This window comes from Amycolatopsis sp. cmx-8-4 (assembly GCF_046548675.1).
Lineage (GTDB): Bacteria > Actinomycetota > Actinomycetes > Mycobacteriales > Pseudonocardiaceae > Amycolatopsis.
Genome location: NZ_JAEBDZ010000024.1, coordinates 12,404 through 29,778, shown reverse-complemented (window position 1 = coordinate 29,778; position 17,375 = coordinate 12,404). Strand labels below are relative to the sequence as shown.

Sequence of the window (17,375 nt, the reverse complement as noted above, 5' to 3'; positions counted from 1 at the left end):
TCGACGAGGAGGCGCCCCGTGCGTCCGAGATCCCCTTTCCGACGGCGGTTTTCCGCTCTGGCCGCGACGCTCGCCGTCGCCGCCGGGCTCGCGACCGCCGTCGCCCCGGCCGCCGACGCGGTCCCGGCCACCATCCCGTTGAAGATCACCAACAACTCCGGCCGCGGCGACCAGGTCTACGTCTACGACCTGGGCACGAACCTGGCGACCGGGCAGCAGGGCTGGGCCGACGCCAACGGCACGTTCCACGCCTGGCCGGCCGGCGGCAACCCGCCGACGCCGGCGCCGGACGCGTCGATCCCCGGGCCCGCGAACGGCGGCTCGAGCACCATCCGGATCCCGAAGTTCTCCGGCCGGATCTACTTCTCCTACGGGCAGAAGCTGGTCTTCAAGCTGACGACCGGCGGCCTGGTGCAGCCCGCGGTGCAGAACCCCTCCGACCCGAACGTCAACATCCTGTTCAACTGGTCGGAGTACACGCTCAACGACGCCGGCCTCTGGATCAACAGCACCCAGGTGGACATGTTCTCCGCGCCGTACGCGGTCGGCGTGCAGCCGGCCGGCGGCACGACGAAGACCACCGGGCACCTGAAAGCGGGCGGCTACAACGGTTTCTACACCGCACTGCGCGGCCAGCCCGGCGGCTGGGCGAACCTGATCCGGACCCGCTCGGACGGCACGGTGCTGCGTGCGCTGGCGCCGAGCCACGGCATCGAGGCCGGCGCGCTGCCCGCGACCGTGCTGCAGGACTACATCAACCGCGTCTGGACGAAGTACAGCTCGTCGGCGCTGACGGTGACGCCGGTGGCGGACCAGCCGAGCGTGAAGTACACCGGCCGGGTGTCGGGCAACGTCATGAACTTCACGAACACCTCGGGCGGGTTCGTGACGGCGTTCCAGAAGCCGGACTCCGACAGCGTTTTCGGCTGCTACAAGAACCTCGACGCCCCGAACGACGTCCGCGGCCAGATCTCGCGCACGCTCTGCGCGGGCTTCAACCGCTCGACGCTGCTGACGAACGCCAACCAGCCGGACACCAGCTCGGCGGGCTTCTACCTGGACAGCGTCACGAACCACTACGCGCGCAAGATCCACGCGCAGATGGCGGACGGCAAGGCGTACGCGTTCGCCTTCGACGACGTCGGCAACTACGAGTCCCTGGTCAACGACGGCAACCCGGCGACGGCCTACCTCACGCTGGACCCCTTCAACTGACGACGCCACGGCCCTCGTGAGTGGTTAGGGCGGTTCTAACCGCCCTAACCACTCACGACAAGCCGCGGCAGGACCTCAAGCCCCGACGTAAACCGCCAGGTGCTCGCCGGTCAGCGTGGACCGCGCCTCCACCAGCTCCCGCGGTGTGCCTTCGAAGACGACTTTGCCGCCGTCGTGGCCGGCGCCGGGGCCGAGGTCGATCAGCCAGTCCGCGTGGGCCATCACCGCCTGGTGGTGCTCGATCACGATCACCGACTTGCCCGAGTCCACCAGCCGGTCGAGCAGCCCGAGCAGGTTCTCGACGTCGGCCAGGTGCAGGCCGGTCGTCGGCTCGTCCAGGACGTAGACGTCGCCCGCGGAACCCAGGTGCGTGGCCAGCTTGATCCGCTGCCGCTCACCGCCGGACAACGTCGTGAGCGGCTGGCCCAGGGTCAGGTAACCGAGGCCGACGTCGCCGAGCCGCTGCAGGATCTTGTGCGCCGCGGGCAGCTTGTCACCGAAGAACTCCGTCGCCGCGGCGACCGACATCGACAGGACCTCGCTGATGTCCTTGCCGCCGAACTTGTAGTCCAGCACCTCGGCCTGGAACCGCTTGCCCTCGCACACTTCGCACGGCGTCGCGACGCCGGCCATCATGCCCAGGTCGCTGTAGATCACGCCGGCGCCGTTGCAGTTGGGGCAGGCGCCTTCGGAGTTGGCGCTGAACAACGCCGGCTTGACGCCGTTCTCCTTCGCGAAAGCCTTGCGGATCGGCTCGAGCAGCCCGGTGTAGGTCGCCGGGTTGCTGCGCCGCGAGCCGCGGATCGCGCCCTGGTCGATCGAGACGACGCCCTCGGCGCCCGCGACCGAGCCGTGGATCAGCGACGACTTCCCGGACCCCGCCACGCCGGTGATGACGGCGAGCACGCCGAGCGGGATGTCGACGTCGACGTCCCGCAGGTTGTGCGTCGACGCGCCACGAACTTCCAGCGCCCCCTCGGACTTCCGGACTTCATCCTTGAGTGCGGCCCGGTCGTCGAGGTGGCGCCCGGTCATCGTGTCGCTCTTCCGCAGTCCCGCGACGGTGCCCTCGAAGACGACCTCGCCGCCTTCCGAACCGGCCTTGGGCCCGAGGTCGACGACGTGGTCGGCGATCGCGATCGCCTCCGGCTTGTGCTCCACGACGAGCACCGTGTTGCCCTTGTTCCGCAGCTGCAGCAGCAGTTCGTTCATCCGCTGGATGTCGTGCGGGTGCAGCCCGATCGTCGGCTCGTCGAAGACGTAGGTGACGTCGGTGAGCGACGACCCGAGGTGCCGGATCATCTTGGTCCGCTGCGCCTCACCACCCGAGAGCGTGCCCGACGGCCGATCCAGCGAGAGGTAACCGAGGCCGATCTCGACAAAGGAGTCGAGCGTGTGGCCCAGCGCCTCCAGCAGCGGCGCCACCGACGGCGCCTTCAGGCCGCGGACCCAGCCGGCCAGGTCGCTGATCTGCATCGCGCACGCGTCCGCGATGTTCACCTTCCCGATCTTCGACGACCGGGCCTCCGGGCCCAGCCGCGTGCCGTCGCACTCCGGGCAGGTGGTGAACGTGACCGCCCGCTCCACGAACGCGCGGACGTGCGGCTGCATCGCGTCGACGTCCTTGGCGAGCATCGACTTCTGGATCGACGGCACCAGGCCCGTGTACGTCAGGTTGATGCCCTCGACCTTGATCTTGGTCGGCTCCTTGTAGAGCAGGTCGTCGAGCTGGCGCTTGGTGAACTTCTTGATCGGCTTGTCCGCGTCGAAGAAGCCGCAGCCGCGGAAGATGCGGCCGTGCCAGCCCTCCATGCTGTAGCCGGGGATGGTGATCGCGCCCTCGTTGATCGACTTCGTCTCGTCGTAGAGCTGGGTGAGGTCCATGTCGTTGACCGCGCCCCGGCCCTCGCAGCGCGGGCACATGCCGCCGAGGACGCTGAAGCTGCGCCGCTCCTTCGTGGTGCGGCCGCCCTTCTCGAGGGTGACCGCACCGGCGCCGCTGATCGACGCGACGTTGAAGGAGAACGCCTGGGGCGAGCCGATGTACGGCTTCCCGAGCCGGCTGAACAGGATCCGCAGCATCGCGTTGGCGTCGGTCGCCGTGCCGACCGTGGAGCGCGGGTCGCTGCCCATCCGTTCCTGGTCGACGATGATCGCCGTCGTCAGCCCGTCGAGCACGTCGACGTCGGGGCGCGCCAGCGTCGGCATGAACCCCTGCACGAACGCGCTGTAGGTCTCGTTGATCAGCCGCTGCGACTCCGCGGCGATCGTGCCGAACACCAGCGAGCTCTTGCCCGAACCGGAGACCCCGGTGAACACGGTCAGCCGGCGCTTCGGCAGCTCGACCGTGACGTCCTTGAGGTTGTTGACGCGCGCGCCGTGCACCCGGATCAGGTCGTGGCTGTCGGCTTCGTGGCTGGCCTTGCTCATCGTGTCTCCATCTTGTCCGGGCGGGGCCTGAGAGCGATCCAACCAGGTCAGCTGTCCTGCAGCACACCCAGAACGTTGCCGTCGGCGTCGGTGAAGGTGGCCACCAGCCGGCCGCCGCCGACGTCCTTCGGGGCGTCCTTCACGGTGCCGCCGGCCGCGGTGACCTCGGCGAGCTTCGCCTCGATGTCGTCGACGTGCCAGTAGCTCACCGGGCCGGTGCCCGGTGCGGCGCCGCCCGGCACCAGCCCGATGTGCTGGCCCTCGACGTCGTAGCCGACGTAGTAGGCCGAGTCGGCGGTCGGCTCGGCGCCGAGCAGCGCGGTGTAGACGGCCTTGGCCTTCTCCAGGTCGGAGACGGGGTGCAGCACGGTCTTGATCCCCTGGGTGCTCATGGTCACTCCTCGTTGTCGTCTTCTGTGCCACCGACGCTACGACCGGGGCGATGACCTGCGCTTCTCGATTCCTGATCGGTCTCGCGCGTGCATGATGGAGGTATGCGGATCACGGCTTGGTGGCGCGGCATCAGCCCGCGACGGCGCCTGATGCTGAGCGGCGTGGCGGTCGCCGTGGTGGCCGTGGTCGTCGCGGCCGTCGTCGTCACCTCCGGCGGCAGCGCCGCGCCGCAGGCCGGGACGCCCGACCAGGACAAGCCGGGCCCGGTGCTGCTCGTGCCCGGCTACGGCGGCGGCCAGGGCGCGTTGAACGAGCTGGCCGCGCACATCCGGCAGACCACCGGACGCACGACCGAGGTGCTCACCCTGGCCGGCGACGGCACCGGTGACCTGCTCGAACAGGTCGCCGTGCTCTCCTCGGCCGTCGAACGCGCGTACGCGGCCGGCGCGCCTTCGGTGGACGTCGTCGGCTACTCGGCGGGCGGCGTCGTGGCGCGGCTGTGGGTCGGCCGCGAGGGCGGCGAGCACCAGGCCCGCCGGGTGGTGACCCTCGGCGCGCCGATGCACGGCACCGGCCTGGCCGCGGCGGGCGGCGCGCTCGTGCCGGGCGCCTGCCCGACGGCGTGCGTCCAGCTGGCGCCGGGCAGCGCGCTGCTGCAGGAGATGGCGAAGGACCCGATCCCGTCGACCCTGCCGTGGCTGTCGGTGTGGACCGAGCGCGACGAGACGGTCACGCCCCCGGACTCGGCCCGAGTGGACGGCGCGGTCAACGTGGCGTTGCAGCAGGTCTGCCCCGGCAACCAGGCCGGCCACGGCGACCTGCCCACCGATCCCGCCGTCACGGAGCTGGTCCTGCAGGCGCTGGGCACCACGCCGCTGGAAGCGCCCGCGGACTGCCTCAGCTCGTGACGTCCTTGGTCGCGAAGTTCGCCCAGGCCGCGCCGAAGAACACCACGATGTAGCCGGCCTGCAGCAGCAGGCCGTGGTCGATGTTGCGCCACAGCACCGGATCGCGGAAGAAGTCGATCCACGACAGCCAGTAGTGCGTCGGCAGGTACGGCTTCACCGACGCGGCCGCGTCCAGCGTCTCCAGCGCCGAGCTGGTGATCAGCACGGCCAGCCCGCCCAGCGCGGCGCCGAGCGAGGAGACGGTGACCGTCGACAGGAACATCGTGATCGCCGCGAACCCCAGCATCGACACCACGATGTAGGACACCGCGCCGAGCAGCCGCAGGCCCAGCCCGGACGAGCTGAGGGACTGCCCCGACAACGACGTCACCCCGGCGGGCTGGCCGCCGGGACCCGCGACGCCGGGGTTGCCGCCGGTGCCGAACAGGATCACGCCGAGCACCAGCGACGTCAGCACCACGATCACGATCGCCGCGGTGACGTAGACGGCGATGGCGACCATCTTGGCGCTGAGCAGGCGCGTCCGGCCGACCGGGCGCACCAGCAGGTACCGCAGGGTGCCGCCGGACGCCTCGCCCGCGATCGCGTCGCCCGCGACGACGGCGACCGCGATCGGCAGGAACAGCGGCAGCACCAGGGCGAGCGCGGCCGCCGGGTAGAGCGCGCCGTCGTTCACCACGGCCGACAGGAACGCCCCGCCCTGCCCGGGCGGCGGCGCGAAGTCGGCCGTCGCCAGGAAGATCCCGACGATCGCGGGCAGCAGGCAGAGCAGCAGGATGCTGACCCAGATCCGCGGCCGCAGCACGAGTTTCCGCAGCTCGACGCCGATCATCCGGCCGCCACCTCCCCGAAGCGGTCCGAACCGGGACCGGTGAACTCGAGGACCACCTGTTCGAGGGTCCGCCGCTCGGCGTCGATGGACGACACCCGCACGCCGGCCCGGACGAGCATCGCGTTCAGGGCGGCCGGGTCTTCGTGCCGGATCACCAGCCGGTCACCGTCGCGGGACACGAGCTGCCCGTCGAGGACCGCGGCCGCCTCGGCCGGATCCGGCGTGCCGACGAGCACCCGGCCGGTCAGCGCGCGCAACGACGTCAGGTCTTCCTCCAGCACCAGCCGGCCGCGGTCGACGACGCCGACGCGGGTGCACAGCTGCTCGACCTCGGCCAGCAGGTGACTCGACAGGAACACCGTGGTCCCGCCCGCGTTCAGCTCGACCAGCAGCTCGCGGATCTCCTTGATGCCCTGCGGGTCGAGGCCGTTGGTCGGCTCGTCGAGGATCAGCAGCCGCGGCTTGCGCAGCAGCGCGCCGGCCAGCCCGAGCCGCTGCCGCATGCCCAGCGAGTACGCCTTGATCGGCCGCTGGTCGACCGCGCCCAGCCCGACCTGCTCCAGGGCGTCGTCGATGCGACGCCGCCGGGTGCGCCGGCCGCCGCCGCGCCCGGCGGCGTCGAGCAGCGAGAGGTTCCGGCGGCCGGACAGGTGCGGGTAGGCGGCCGGGCCCTCGACGAGCGCGCCGACCTCCGGCAGCACCTCGGCGACCCGTTTCGGCACCGGCTTCCCGAGGACCTCGATCTCGCCGCTGGTCGCGTAGACGAGCCCGAGCAGCATCCGGACCAGCGTGGTCTTGCCCGAGCCGTTCGGGCCGAGGAAGCCGTAGCGGTCGCCTTCGCGCACGTCCAGGTCGACGGCGTCGACGGCGAGCACCCGGCCGTAGCGCTTGGTCAGGCCGCGGGTGACGATCATCGGCCGCTCCGGCGCAGCCGCGACAGCTCGTCCGCGACCGTGCGCAGCACGTCCGGCGTCACCGTCCCGGCCAGCAGGTACGACCGCCGGGAGAACGACGACCGCACGATCGCCAGCGACAACGGCGTGAGCGACAGCTGCACCACGCTCCCGGCCGTCAGCTTGACCTCCACGCCGCCTGCCTTCCCGGCCGCGTCGCTCGCGGCGTTCCCGACGTTGCGCGGCACGGCGATGACGGCGAAGGCCGCCAGCCCGGTGCCGTAGAGCGCGGCGCCGGTGACCCCGCCGAAGTTCGACGACGCCACCGGCCGCCCGCCGAGCGTGTCCGGCAGCACGGCCTGGCCCAGCGCCCCGAGGGCGTCGGTGACGTCCGGGGCGCTCGTGACGGAGAAGCCGGACCCGAGCACCGGCCGCGGCGCCTCGACCACCGGCGTCGTCTGCTCGACCTGCTGGAACGCGGTGCTCAGGATCGGTGCCTGCTGGCCCCGCGCGGTGACTTCGACGCGCACCGGCAGCCCGGTCGCCGGGTCGGCCCACAGGTCCACCTGGCCGATCGTGGTGTCCGGGTCGGCCGGGACCAGCCGCAGCCCGGACGCGTCGACACCGGCGACGCGCCGCGCGGGCAGCGTGCTCACCGAGTCGTTCTTAGCCGCCTGCAGCACCCGCCGCGCGAGCTCCGGCGGCAGCAGATCCCCTGCTCGCGGCAGCCGGACGCTCGGTTCGCCGATCAGCTCGGTCAGCGTGTTGGTGCCGTAGTCCCAGGTGTACTCGCCGTCGGGCAGCCGGTAGACGTCGTGCTCGCCCGCGGTGCCGAGGGTGTCGACGCGGTAGCGGTCGGGCCCGGCGTACCAGGCGCGCATCCGCGTCGTCCCGGCGAAGAGCGCGGCGACGTCGGCGAGGTTCGGCAGCTCCGGCAGGGCGAGCGAGCCGGAGCTCTCGGCGTACCCCTGGTACGGCCGGCCGGCGGACGCCAGCACCAGCGTGCGCAGGCGCGCCGGGTCGATCGACTCCCCCGCGGACGGCAGGGCGGCGACGACGGCGGGCACCGACACGAGGACAAGGATCACCGCGGCGACCACCGCCCACCGGCGCCGCGTTTCGTGCCGCACCACCGAGGGCGTCATCCGGCATCACCTCTGTCGTCCTTTGTACGCCATGGCACCCGGAAGATCAGCCGCCGAGTTCTTACGAATCCTGTGGATCGCGGCGGTACGCTCGCCCGGTGACGACCCCCGTTCATGCTGCTGTCTTGAGCTAGTTCCGGCTGCTCCGGCAGTCCCGAACCCCCTCACCCCGCGCCGCGCGCGGGCACTCCGCCACGCGCGCGGCCGCAGCAGAACGGAACTCCGTGCCTCACCTCGTCATGCCCGGCGAACCCGGCCGCATGCTCTTCGCCCCGCCCTCCCACCACGCCGTTCCCGCCGACGAAGCCCTCTCGGCCGACGCGGCGCTGCGCAGCTTCTCCGCCGGCGTCGCGCTGCTCTGGCGCGGCGGCTACCCGGCCGCGCGGCAGCTCCTCGACGCCGTGTCCCGGCGGCTTCCGCCCCCGCCGCCGGACGACTACCCGGCCCACCGGGCGCACCGCGCGCACCGGGCACGGCTGCTCTCGCTGCTGTACGTGCCCCTCGACCCCGGTCACGTCGTCCCGCTGCGCCGGGCGCCGGACGTCCGGGAGGCGTGCACCGGCGTCTACGGCTCGCTCGACGTCGCGGCCGCGGTCCCGCTGCGGGAGCTGCTCGGCGTCCTCGGCGCGGCCGGATGGCGCCGGAGCGGGATCGCCGTCCCCGCGCTCGGCGCGCGGATCCACCCGCACTACGGCGTTTTCGCGCCGGTGCGCCAGGAGTACGTCCGGCTGGTCGCGGAAACGCCGTTGCCCGCCACGGATGTCGCGTTCGACGTCGGCACCGGGACCGGGGTACTCGCCGCCGTGCTCGCCCACCGTGGGGTGGCGCGGGTGGTCGCGACGGACGCCGAGCCCCGGGCCGTCGCGTGCGCGGCGGACAACCTGGCCCGGCTGGGGTTCTCCGCGCGCACCGAAGTCGTGTGCGCGGACCTGTTCCCACCCGGCCGCGCTTCGCTGGTGGTGTGCAACCCGCCGTGGCTGCCGGGGCGTCCCCGGACGTCGCTCGACCACGCCGTGTACGACCCGGGCAGCCGGATGCTCCGCGGCTTCCTCGACCGGCTGCGCCGGCACCTGACGCCGGGCGGCGAGGCCTGGCTCGTGCTGTCCGACCTGGCCGAACACCTCGGCCTGCGCACCCGCGGCGAGCTGCTCGGCTGGATCGACGCGGCCGACCTCGACGTCGCCGGCCGGACCGGAACGGCACCACAGCATCCCCGCGCGGCCGACCTCGACGACCCGCTGCACCGGGCCCGCGCCGCGGAAGTCACGTCGCTGTGGCGCCTGCGCGCGGACTGAGCACCACCGCCGGAGTCACGACTCGGTCCGGAATGCCGGATCCGGGCCGTGCCCCGGTTATTCTCGGGCCAGCGCAACCGACCATGGGGGACGAAGTGAGCACGATCGGCGAGGGCACACCGCAGAGCAACGCCGAGGCGATGATCGCCGAGGCCAAGCGGGCTTTGTGGGTGATGGTGGGCCTGCTGGCCGTGATGTGGGTGCTGCAGATCGTCAACGCCCTCGACGACAACGGCCTGAGCCGCGAGTTCGGCATCGAAGCACGCGATCCCGCGTCGCTGCCGGAGATCTTCAGCGCACCGTTCTTCCACTTCGGCTGGGACCACATCGAAGCCAACTCCGGCCCGCTGTTCGTCTTCGGTTTCCTCGCGGCTTATCGGGGGGTGAAGAAGTGGCTGGGCGTGAGCGTGCTGATCATCATCGCGAGCGGCCTCGGCGTCTGGTTCATCTCCTCGTCGACCGCGGTCACCGCCGGCGCCAGCGGCCTGGTGTTCGGCTACTTCGGCTACATCATCGTGCGCGGCCTGTTCGACCGCCACCCGATCGACATCGTGATCGGCCTGGTGATGGCGTTGTGCTTCGCCTACCAGTTCTCGTCACTGCTGCCCTCCGACGAGCAGGTCAGCTGGCAGGGCCACATGTTCGGCTTCGCGGGCGGCATCATCGGCGGCTGGCTCTTCCGCGACCGCCGCCCCAAGGCCGTCACCGGCCCGGACGCGACCGACCCGGCGACCGTGCTGCTCCCCAAGGACCTCACGTAGGGCGTTGTCCGAGCCCGGCCGCCGGGGCCGCATCGTCCACAGTGGATTCCTGGGTGCGGGGTGTGAACCGCTGTGAGAACGCTGTGGATCCGGCTCCGCGAGATGCCGGCCCGGCGCGGCTGTGGTGATCTGGATCGGTGGCGAACAGTTTCCTCCGGACCGCGGTCCTCGCGGCGGCGTCGACGCTGGTCCTGGGGACCGGCGTCGCGCTCGGCGCGAACTCGACCGCCGACGACGCCTACGCCGCGGCCGCCCCGGTCAGCACGCCCACGCCCACCGTCACGTCCACGTCCACACCCGAAGCCGCGGCGCCCGCGACCACCTCACCGGTCGGCGCGTTGTTCGCGAACGGGAGCCACTTCTGCAGCGCCAGCGTCGTGCACTCCGATGCCGGGGACCTCGTGCTGACCGCCGCGCACTGCGTCAAGGACGGGATGGCCTTCGCACCCGGTTATCGCGACGGCGTCGCGCCGCTCGGAATGTGGACCGTGACGGACGTGGCCGTCGCGGCCGGCTGGACGTCGGCCGCGGATCCGGATCTCGACTTCGCTTTCCTGACCGTTCACCAGGCCGGGAACCCCGCTTCCCTGGAAAGCCTGACCGGCGCGAACACCCTCGGAATCGACCAGGGATTCGACCACGAAATCACTCTTACGGGCTACCCCGACACGACCGATTCCCCGGTCGTCTGCAGCGGCGAGACGACCCGTTCCGACACATATCAGCAACGGATCGCGTGCCCCGGTTTTCCGGACGGGACCAGCGGCGGGCCGTGGGTCACGAACGGCGTGGTCGTCGGCGTGATCGGCGGTTACCAGCTCGGCGGCGACACCCCGGACGTCTCCTACAGCGCCTATTTCGACGACGACATCCAGAAGCTCTACACATCGGCCGCGGGCTGAACGCGAACCGGGCCCGCGTCCCTGGCGGAGGACACGGGCCCGGCTCATCTCACGTGAACCTTCAGCAGGTCACGATGAGCCCGGTGAGCGCCGAGCACGTCTTCGACGCGCTGTCGTTGGCGCTGGTGGGATCGGTCGGCGCGCTCGTGGTCTTCTGCACCGTGGTGGTGTAGGAGCCGAGGGCCAGCAGGCCGCCGTTGACCGAGAACTGCGCGGTCGTGGACGCGCCGGAGGCCAGCGAGGCGACGTCGCAGTTCAGCGTCCGGGTGCTGCCCACGTGGGCGCAACCGGTCGAGCTCGCGTACGAAAGACCCGACGCGTACGTTGCGACGACCCGGATCCCGGACGCGGCCGACGGGCCGGTGTTCGTCACGGTCAGCGTGTAGTCGATGCGCGCGTTCAGGCCGCCGTGGCCGGTCGCGGCGAGCGCGACCTTGACGTCGGCCAGGTTCGACGCCGCACCGATGGTGACGACCGGGCCGTCGAGGGTCTCGAAGGCGTAGTTGTCGCCGACGAACTGGTGCTGCAGCGTGAACTGGCCCGGCGTGATCGTTTCCTTGGCGCGCAACGTGAACACCGCGGTCCGGGTGCCGCCGGCTTCGAGGTCGCCGAACGGCGCGCGGTAGCTGCTGCCGGCCTGGAAGCAGCCCAGGTCCGTCACGCCGGTGCAGGACACGAGGTCCGCGACGTCGGTGATGGCGGTCGGCGAGCCGTAAATGGCCGCCTTCGCGAACGTCACCGTGAAATCGCGGTCGTTGTAAATGGTTTCCGAGACGGTGAATGTCTGCCCCGGCAGTACCGTTGTGGGACTGACTTCGACAGAACTGGAGGGCGGGGCCGCGTCCGCGGCGGGCGCCATCGCGATGAACGCGGTGGCCAAAGCCGCCACCGAAGACAGAATCGTTGCCCGTCGCCAGCTTCTTCGCATAGTGGTGTTCTCGCCGTTCAGTCGAGGAATGCCGCTCTGACAGATGCTGCTGTTCAGTCGTCGCGTCCCCACAATTCGTTACCTCCATCCGGCGGCGCCTCGGCACCGCCTTCAGGAGTGACGCCAGCGGCCGTTCATCTCACCCGGGCGCGGCGGTGGACCCGGCAGGTCCGGGCCGTCACCCGCCGCCAGCCCTTCCAGGAGCAGCGCGAGGTACCGCTGCCGCAGCTCACTGGTGCGCACCGGGTCGTCGACGCGGATCGCCGCGCAGCACTCGAGGATCATGCCGACGTCTTCGGTGACGGCGTCGCGGCGCAGGCGCCCGCTCTCGTGCGCGCGGGCGACGAGCCCGGCGGCCAGCTCGTTCGCGCGCTGGGCGTCGAGGCCCATCTCCCGGGTCGGCGTGAACGTGCCCGCGAGGTGCGTGGTCAGCGAGTGCACGTCGGCGTCGACCACCCGGCCGAGGAAGCCGGTGAGGGCCGCCCAGGCGTCCGGCTCCTCGACCGAGACCTCGGCCTCGGAGATGAACCGGCGGAGGCCGTCGTGGCAGAGCCGGCAGAGCAGCAGCTCCTTGCTCGGGTACCGCCGGTAGAGGGCGCTGATGCCGACGCCGGCGCGCTCGGCGACGGCCGAGACCGGCGCCTTCGGGTCCAGCAGGAAGACGTCGCGGGCGGCGTCGAGGATCACGACGTCGTTGCGGGCGGCCTGGCCGCGGCGGCCGGGCAGTGCGTTCTCGGACGGAGCGGTCTCGGACATGACCCGAGGGTAGCACTGGAACGGATCGTTCCGCTCTGCTATCGTACGGAACGAAGCATTCCGTTCCAGTCGACGAGGAGCAGTCATGACGGTCCCCGCCCTTCGCCCCGTCCGCGCCGAGATCCCGCAGTCCGCCCTCGACGACCTGCGGGCGCGGCTCCAGCGCGCCCTCTGGCCGGACGACCTGCCGGCCGGGTACGGCGTCACGAACGAGCGGGTCCGCGCGCTGGCCGAGCACTGGCTGGAGCGGTTCGACTGGCGGGCCTTCGAGGCGCGGCTTAACGCGTATCCGCAGTTCACGACCGAGATCGACGGCGAGACGATCCACTTCCTGCACGTCCGGTCGTCCCGCGCGGACGCCACCCCGCTGGTGCTGACGCACGGCTGGCCGGGATCGGCCGCCGAGTACCTCGACGTCATCGGCCCGCTGACCGAGCCGGAGTCGCCCGAGGCGCCGGCGTTCCACCTGGTGATCCCGTCGCTGCCGGGCTTCGGGTTCTCGGGCCCGGTGAAATCCGCGGGCTGGGGCACGCACCGCACCGCGGCGGCGTGGGCCGAGCTGATGAGCCGGCTGGACTACGAGTCGTACGGCGCCGTGGGCAACGACGCCGGTTCGATGATCTCGCCGGAGATCGGCCGGCTCGCGCCGGAGAAGGTCGTCGGCGTGCACGTCACGCAGCTGTTCTCGTTCCCGTCGGGCGACCCGGCGGAGATGGTGGACCTGAGCGCGACCGATCAGGCCGCGCTGGCGCACTTGCAGTGGTTCTACGAGTCGATGTTCTCCTTCAACACCCTGCACAGCCAGCAGCCGCACACGCTGGCGTTCGCGCTCGCCGACTCGCCGCTGGCCCTGCTGGCGTGGAACGCGCAGCTGTTCGGCAAAAGCCTGGACGCCGACTTCGTCCTGGCGAACGTGGCGCTGTACTGGCTGACGGGGACCGGCGGCTCGTCGATCCGCTTCTACTACGAGGACGCGCAGAGGCCGGCGCACCCCGCGGCGCCGACCACGGTCCCGACGGCGCTGGCGATGTTCAAGGGCGACTTCCAGTCGATCCGCCGGTTCGCCGACCGCGACCACGCGAACATCGTCGGCTGGAACAGCTACGACGCCGGCACCGGAGGCGGCGGCCCGCGCGACGCCGCCGGCCACTACGCAGCACACGAGGCCCCCGAGATCCTGGTCGCCGACATCCGCCGGTTCTTCGCCGGCCTTTCCCGCCCCTGGCCGGTCCTGGACCAGGCCCACGCGGCTTTGCGCTCGGCGATCGAAGGCGTCGAGGACTGGTCGGCCCCGACGCCGTGCGCGGACTGGAACGTCACCCAGGTCCTGCAACACGCGGCGGCCGACCAGCTGGGGTACGCCGCGTTCATCACGGGTGAACCGGGCCCGGACTTCAACCCGTTCGCCCCGTCGGGCACCCTCACCGGCTCGGCGAGCGCCTTCCTGGAGCCCAAGCTGGCGGCGGCCGAGGCCGCGTTCGCGACGATCACCCCCGACGCCGCCGCGGTCCCGACGCCCCTCCCCCAAGGCGCACTGCCGGCCCCGGTGGCCGTCGGCGCGGCAGCCCTCGACGCCGCGGTCCACGCCTGGGACATCGCGGCGGCGACGGGCCGGAAGTCGTTACTGACAAACGAACTGGCGGAGGCCTTGCTGCCGGTGGCCAAGGAACTGGCCGAGCCACTGCGAGGGTTCGCCTACGCCCCGGCCCTGCCGGCACTGGCCGAGGACGACGCGGTGTCGGCGCTGCTGAGGTACCTGGGCCGCGACCCCCACTGGACGGCCTGAGGCGCCATCTCATCGCTGCGGGGGTCGGGACCTCCCCCGCCACAGCTCCCCTCAGTCAGCCCCGCCCGGCGGCGCCTCCCCCGGCCGACGGCAACATCAGCGCCACCGGCCGCAGCAGCCGAACCGACGGCACAAGCCATCCAGCTCGCGAACTGACGGCCAGCAGCCATCGCCTGCCCCACCGCAAGCTGCGTTCGGGCAGCCCAGGCCCGACCGGCTCGCGGCGGCGACCACCCCGGTAACACCGTCCTGCACAGCACCTCTCCACTCGGCCGGCAGCCAACCCCACCACCGACCCGCCACGGCCTCCCCTCGGGCAGCCCAGGCCCGACCGGCTCGCGGCGGCGACCACCCGCCGCGCGGCCGATGCACCACCGGCCGCCGCACATTCCACAGTGGACCCCTCACGACCCGGGAGCGCCATGAACGAACCCACCGAAGCCGCGCGAAAATCCGTTGCCCCGCAAGGAACGGCGATCCTAACCTCGAGCTATGACGAACCGGCCCTTCCGTTGGGACCTCGTGCGTCCCGACCAGGTCGGGACGCTCCTCGACGACGCCCGGGAACCGCACCTCTGGTTCCTCTCCCAGCTCACCGAAGCCACCGGGAAAGTCCTGGCGCGCTGTGGAAACGGCAAGCTCCACTTCGTGGGCCGCTCGCTCGACAGCATGCACGACCTCCTCGGCGGGGCCCTCGAACGCACCTCCTGGCACGACCGCGTCCACCAGCTGCCGATGTCCCTGAAACCGCGGCGGGACTTCACGAAACACGACACCACGCTGCTGCGGGAGCACCTCGCGGCGGCCGGCATCACGCCGTACCGGCTGGCGCGGGGCACGCGGCCCACGGTGTTCGTCGACCTCGTCCACGAAGGCGAGACCTTCACCGAGCTCTACCGGCAGCTGCGCCGGTGGATCGCCGAAGACCGGGAGGCCTGGCCGGTGATCCGGCGGAAGCTGCGGTTCCTCGGCGTCACGCCCCGCAACCTGTCCTGGCGGTGGCGGGAAGACGCGGGCTGGCCGGCCGAGCTGCCGGCGGCCGCGGTCCGGAACGTTTCGCTCGACCGCGACGTCTGGTACTACTTCGGCGACCACCAACCGAAACTCACGCCGTCGTTCCCGCGGCAGCGGTGGACCGACGAGAGCGTCCGGTCCCCCGACCGCGGGAAAGCCACCCGGAGCGCCCTGGCCGAAGCGTTCGCGCTGGTCGACGCCGGCCGGCGGGCCCGGACGAGGGAACAGCTCGTCCGGGCCGTCACCGGGGAGCCGGCGATGGCCGGGTCGTGGCTGCGGACGCTGATCACCGAACTGCGGTACTGACCGATCGGTCAGCAGGCGGTACGGTGAGCCGCATGGCGCGGAAGTCGGTGTCGGTGCGGCGGGAAGAGATCGTCCTCGCCGCGCTCGAACAGGTCCGCGCGCGGGGCATCGCCGGGGTGCGGGCGGCTGACGTCGCGAAAGCCCTCGACGTCAGCACGGCCTTGATCTTCTACCACTTCGGCACCCTCGAAACCCTCATCATCGAGGCCTTCCGGCAGGCCGCCGAGACCAACCTCGCGGTCCTGCGCGGCGAACTCGACCGCGGCGGCCCAGCCGGCGAACGGCTGCGGGCCGTCCTGGCACTGTACGGCCCCACCGAACCCGCGCACGGCTGGAAACTGTGGATCGAGGCGGGCGCCGCGGCGATGCGGGACACCCAGCTGCGCGCCGTCCTGCAGCGGCTGGACCTGCGGTGGCGCGACGCCGTCGTCGCGCTGATCGCCGAGGGCGTCGGGGCCGGCGAGTTCCGGTGCCCCGACCCGCATGGCGCCGCGTGGCGGCTGACCGCGTTGCTCGACGGGCTGGCCATGCAGGTCGTCGCCCGCGAAGGCACCGTCACCGCCGACGACTGCGCCCGGTGGATCGAGCAGGCCATGACCCTCGAACTGGGCCGTAACTGACTCACCGATCAGGAGGGGTGATGACCGAACCCGCGTTCCTCGAGGTGACGTGGACCGACCCCGGCACCGGGTGCCGCGGCTACCTGGTGATCGACCGGCTGGTCCGCGGCGTCGCCAGTGGCGGGCTGCGGATGCGCCGCGGCTGCACGCTGGCCGAGGTCCGCGGCCTGGCCCGGGGCATGACGCTCAAGGAAGGCCTCAACTACGACCCGGCCGGCCGGTACGTCCCGCTCGGCGGCGCGAAGGGCGGCATCGACTTCGACCCGTACGACGAGCGGGCCCGCGACGTCGTCGCCCGCTACCTGCACGCCATGCGGCCGCTGATCGAGCAGTACTGGACCCTGGGCGAGGACCTGGGCCTGCGCCAGGACGTCATCGACAGCGTCATCACCGAGATCGGCCTGCGGAGTTCGATCCAGGCGATCCACCCGCTGCTCGAAGACCGCGGCGAGGCGGTCGAACGGCTCGCGGCCGCGTTCAAGATCGAGGTCGGCGGGCTGGGCCTCGACGAGCTGGTCGGCGGCCTCGGCGTCGCGCAGGCCACGCTGACCGGTCTCGAAGTGCTGGGCCTCGACGGACCGAACCGGGTGGTCGTCCAGGGCTTCGGCTCGATGGGCGGCGCCACCGCGCGGTTCCTCGCCGAAGCCGGGCTCGACGTCGTCGGCGTCGCGGACGTCCACGGTGTCGTCACCAACCCGAACGGCCTCGACGTCGAGAACCTGCTCCGGCACCGGGACCGCTTCGGCGGCATCGACCGCGACCACCTGAAGCCCGGCGACGAGCTGCTGCCGCCGGAAGCGTGGCTGGACGTGCCGGCCGAGGTGCTCGTGCCCGCGGCCGTCTCCTACTGCGTCGACGCCGGCAACCAGGCCCGGATCGGCGCGAAGCTCGTCGTCGAGGCGGCCAACATGCCGGTGACGGCGGAGGCCGAGCAGCTGCTCGGCGCACGCGGGATCCGGGTCGTGCCGGACTTCGTGGCCAACTCGGCGACCAACTCCTGGTGGTGGTGGACGCTCTTCGGCGACGTCGAGGCAGGCGCCGAAGCGGCCTTCGCCAAGGTCCGCACCCGCATGCGCGAGCTGGTGACGGGCATGGCCGAGCAGGCAGCGCGCGACGGCCTCGGCCTGCGTGCCGCCGCCCTGGCGCTGTCGGAGAAGAACCTCGAAGCCATCCAGGCGAGGTTCGGATGAC

Annotated in this window: 17 protein-coding genes; 10 read left to right on the top strand and 7 right to left on the bottom strand. The window is 71.8% G+C overall.

What is annotated here, in order from left to right; translation table 11 throughout:
- Positions 1-18 precede the first annotated feature (18 nt).
- Positions 19-1,215: a glycoside hydrolase family 64 protein gene (locus ACLJQZ_RS36630; protein WP_410624820.1), complete on the top strand. Its 1,197-nt coding sequence runs from the start codon at positions 19-21 to the stop codon at positions 1,213-1,215.
- 75 nt (positions 1,216-1,290) lie between these two features.
- Here the strand turns inward: ACLJQZ_RS36630 and ACLJQZ_RS36625 are convergent, their stop codons facing one another.
- Positions 1,291-3,645 (bottom strand): ATP-binding cassette domain-containing protein, encoded by a 2,355-nt coding sequence (locus ACLJQZ_RS36625; RefSeq protein ID WP_410624818.1) that lies wholly within the window; start codon positions 3,643-3,645, stop codon positions 1,291-1,293.
- 47 nt (positions 3,646-3,692) lie between these two features.
- Positions 3,693-4,037, bottom strand: coding sequence for a VOC family protein (locus ACLJQZ_RS36620; protein ID WP_247061458.1), 345 nt, complete (start codon positions 4,035-4,037; stop codon positions 3,693-3,695).
- Positions 4,038-4,139: 102 nt separating this feature from the next.
- Between ACLJQZ_RS36620 and ACLJQZ_RS36615 the strand changes: the two genes are divergently transcribed.
- On the top strand, positions 4,140-4,946 hold the full coding sequence (locus ACLJQZ_RS36615) for an esterase/lipase family protein (RefSeq protein WP_410624815.1): 807 nt from the start codon (positions 4,140-4,142) through the stop codon (positions 4,944-4,946).
- Here ACLJQZ_RS36615 and ACLJQZ_RS36610 read toward each other — a convergent pair.
- Genes ACLJQZ_RS36610 through ACLJQZ_RS36600 form a run of 3 tightly spaced genes read right to left on the bottom strand, consistent with a single transcriptional unit; the run spans position 4,936 to position 7,816 of the window.
- Positions 4,936-5,778: an ABC transporter permease gene (locus ACLJQZ_RS36610; RefSeq protein WP_410624814.1), complete on the bottom strand. Its 843-nt coding sequence runs from the start codon at positions 5,776-5,778 to the stop codon at positions 4,936-4,938. The genes ACLJQZ_RS36615 and ACLJQZ_RS36610 overlap by 11 nt on opposite strands.
- Positions 5,775-6,692 (bottom strand): ABC transporter ATP-binding protein, encoded by a 918-nt coding sequence (locus ACLJQZ_RS36605; RefSeq protein ID WP_410624812.1) that lies wholly within the window; start codon positions 6,690-6,692, stop codon positions 5,775-5,777. The genes ACLJQZ_RS36610 and ACLJQZ_RS36605 overlap by 4 nt, the downstream gene beginning before the upstream one ends.
- On the bottom strand, positions 6,689-7,816 hold the full coding sequence (locus ACLJQZ_RS36600) for a sigma-E factor regulatory protein RseB domain-containing protein (protein WP_410624811.1): 1,128 nt from the start codon (positions 7,814-7,816) through the stop codon (positions 6,689-6,691). Before ACLJQZ_RS36600 ends, ACLJQZ_RS36605 begins: the two co-directional genes overlap by 4 nt.
- Before the next feature lie 239 nt (positions 7,817-8,055).
- On the opposite strand from ACLJQZ_RS36600, the gene ACLJQZ_RS36595 reads away from it, so the two are divergent.
- The 3 genes from ACLJQZ_RS36595 (at position 8,056) to ACLJQZ_RS36585 (ending at position 10,774) form a co-directional block, all read left to right on the top strand.
- On the top strand, positions 8,056-9,111 hold the full coding sequence (locus ACLJQZ_RS36595; protein ID WP_410624994.1) for a methyltransferase: 1,056 nt from the start codon (positions 8,056-8,058) through the stop codon (positions 9,109-9,111).
- Between the two features lie 140 nt (positions 9,112-9,251).
- Positions 9,252-9,872 carry a rhomboid family intramembrane serine protease gene (locus tag ACLJQZ_RS36590; protein ID WP_410624992.1) on the top strand — a complete coding sequence of 207 codons (621 nt, stop codon included), beginning with the start codon at positions 9,252-9,254 and terminating at the stop codon, positions 9,870-9,872.
- Between the two features lie 137 nt (positions 9,873-10,009).
- Positions 10,010-10,774: a trypsin-like serine peptidase gene (locus ACLJQZ_RS36585; protein ID WP_410624809.1), complete on the top strand. Its 765-nt coding sequence runs from the start codon at positions 10,010-10,012 to the stop codon at positions 10,772-10,774.
- A gap of 61 nt (positions 10,775-10,835) precedes the next feature.
- On the opposite strand, the gene ACLJQZ_RS36580 is transcribed toward ACLJQZ_RS36585, so the two are convergent.
- Positions 10,836-11,633 carry a hypothetical protein gene (locus ACLJQZ_RS36580; RefSeq protein ID WP_410624990.1) on the bottom strand — a complete coding sequence of 266 codons (798 nt, stop codon included), beginning with the start codon at positions 11,631-11,633 and terminating at the stop codon, positions 10,836-10,838.
- Here ACLJQZ_RS36580 and ACLJQZ_RS36575 point away from each other — a divergent pair.
- Positions 11,536-11,742 (top strand): hypothetical protein, encoded by a 207-nt coding sequence (locus tag ACLJQZ_RS36575; RefSeq protein WP_410625009.1) that lies wholly within the window; start codon positions 11,536-11,538, stop codon positions 11,740-11,742. The genes ACLJQZ_RS36580 and ACLJQZ_RS36575 overlap by 98 nt on opposite strands.
- Positions 11,743-11,813: 71 nt before the next feature.
- Here the strand turns inward: ACLJQZ_RS36575 and ACLJQZ_RS36570 are convergent, their stop codons facing one another.
- Entirely contained in the window at positions 11,814-12,458 is a 645-nt protein-coding gene (locus tag ACLJQZ_RS36570) for a TetR/AcrR family transcriptional regulator (protein ID WP_410624807.1), read from the bottom strand.
- 85 nt (positions 12,459-12,543) lie between these two features.
- Here ACLJQZ_RS36570 and ACLJQZ_RS36565 point away from each other — a divergent pair, with 85 nt between their 5' ends.
- The 4 genes from ACLJQZ_RS36565 (at position 12,544) to ACLJQZ_RS36550 (ending at position 17,374) form a co-directional block, all read left to right on the top strand.
- Positions 12,544-14,244 (top strand): TIGR03086 family metal-binding protein, encoded by a 1,701-nt coding sequence (locus tag ACLJQZ_RS36565; RefSeq protein ID WP_410624805.1) that lies wholly within the window; start codon positions 12,544-12,546, stop codon positions 14,242-14,244.
- A gap of 492 nt (positions 14,245-14,736) precedes the next feature.
- Positions 14,737-15,564 carry a hypothetical protein gene (locus ACLJQZ_RS36560; RefSeq protein ID WP_410624803.1) on the top strand — a complete coding sequence of 276 codons (828 nt, stop codon included), beginning with the start codon at positions 14,737-14,739 and terminating at the stop codon, positions 15,562-15,564.
- 32 nt (positions 15,565-15,596) lie between these two features.
- On the top strand, positions 15,597-16,184 hold the full coding sequence (locus ACLJQZ_RS36555) for a TetR/AcrR family transcriptional regulator (RefSeq protein WP_326955664.1): 588 nt from the start codon (positions 15,597-15,599) through the stop codon (positions 16,182-16,184).
- 20 nt (positions 16,185-16,204) lie between these two features.
- On the top strand, positions 16,205-17,374 hold the full coding sequence (locus ACLJQZ_RS36550; RefSeq protein WP_410624801.1) for a Glu/Leu/Phe/Val dehydrogenase dimerization domain-containing protein: 1,170 nt from the start codon (positions 16,205-16,207) through the stop codon (positions 17,372-17,374).
- Position 17,375: the final 1 nt, after the last annotated feature.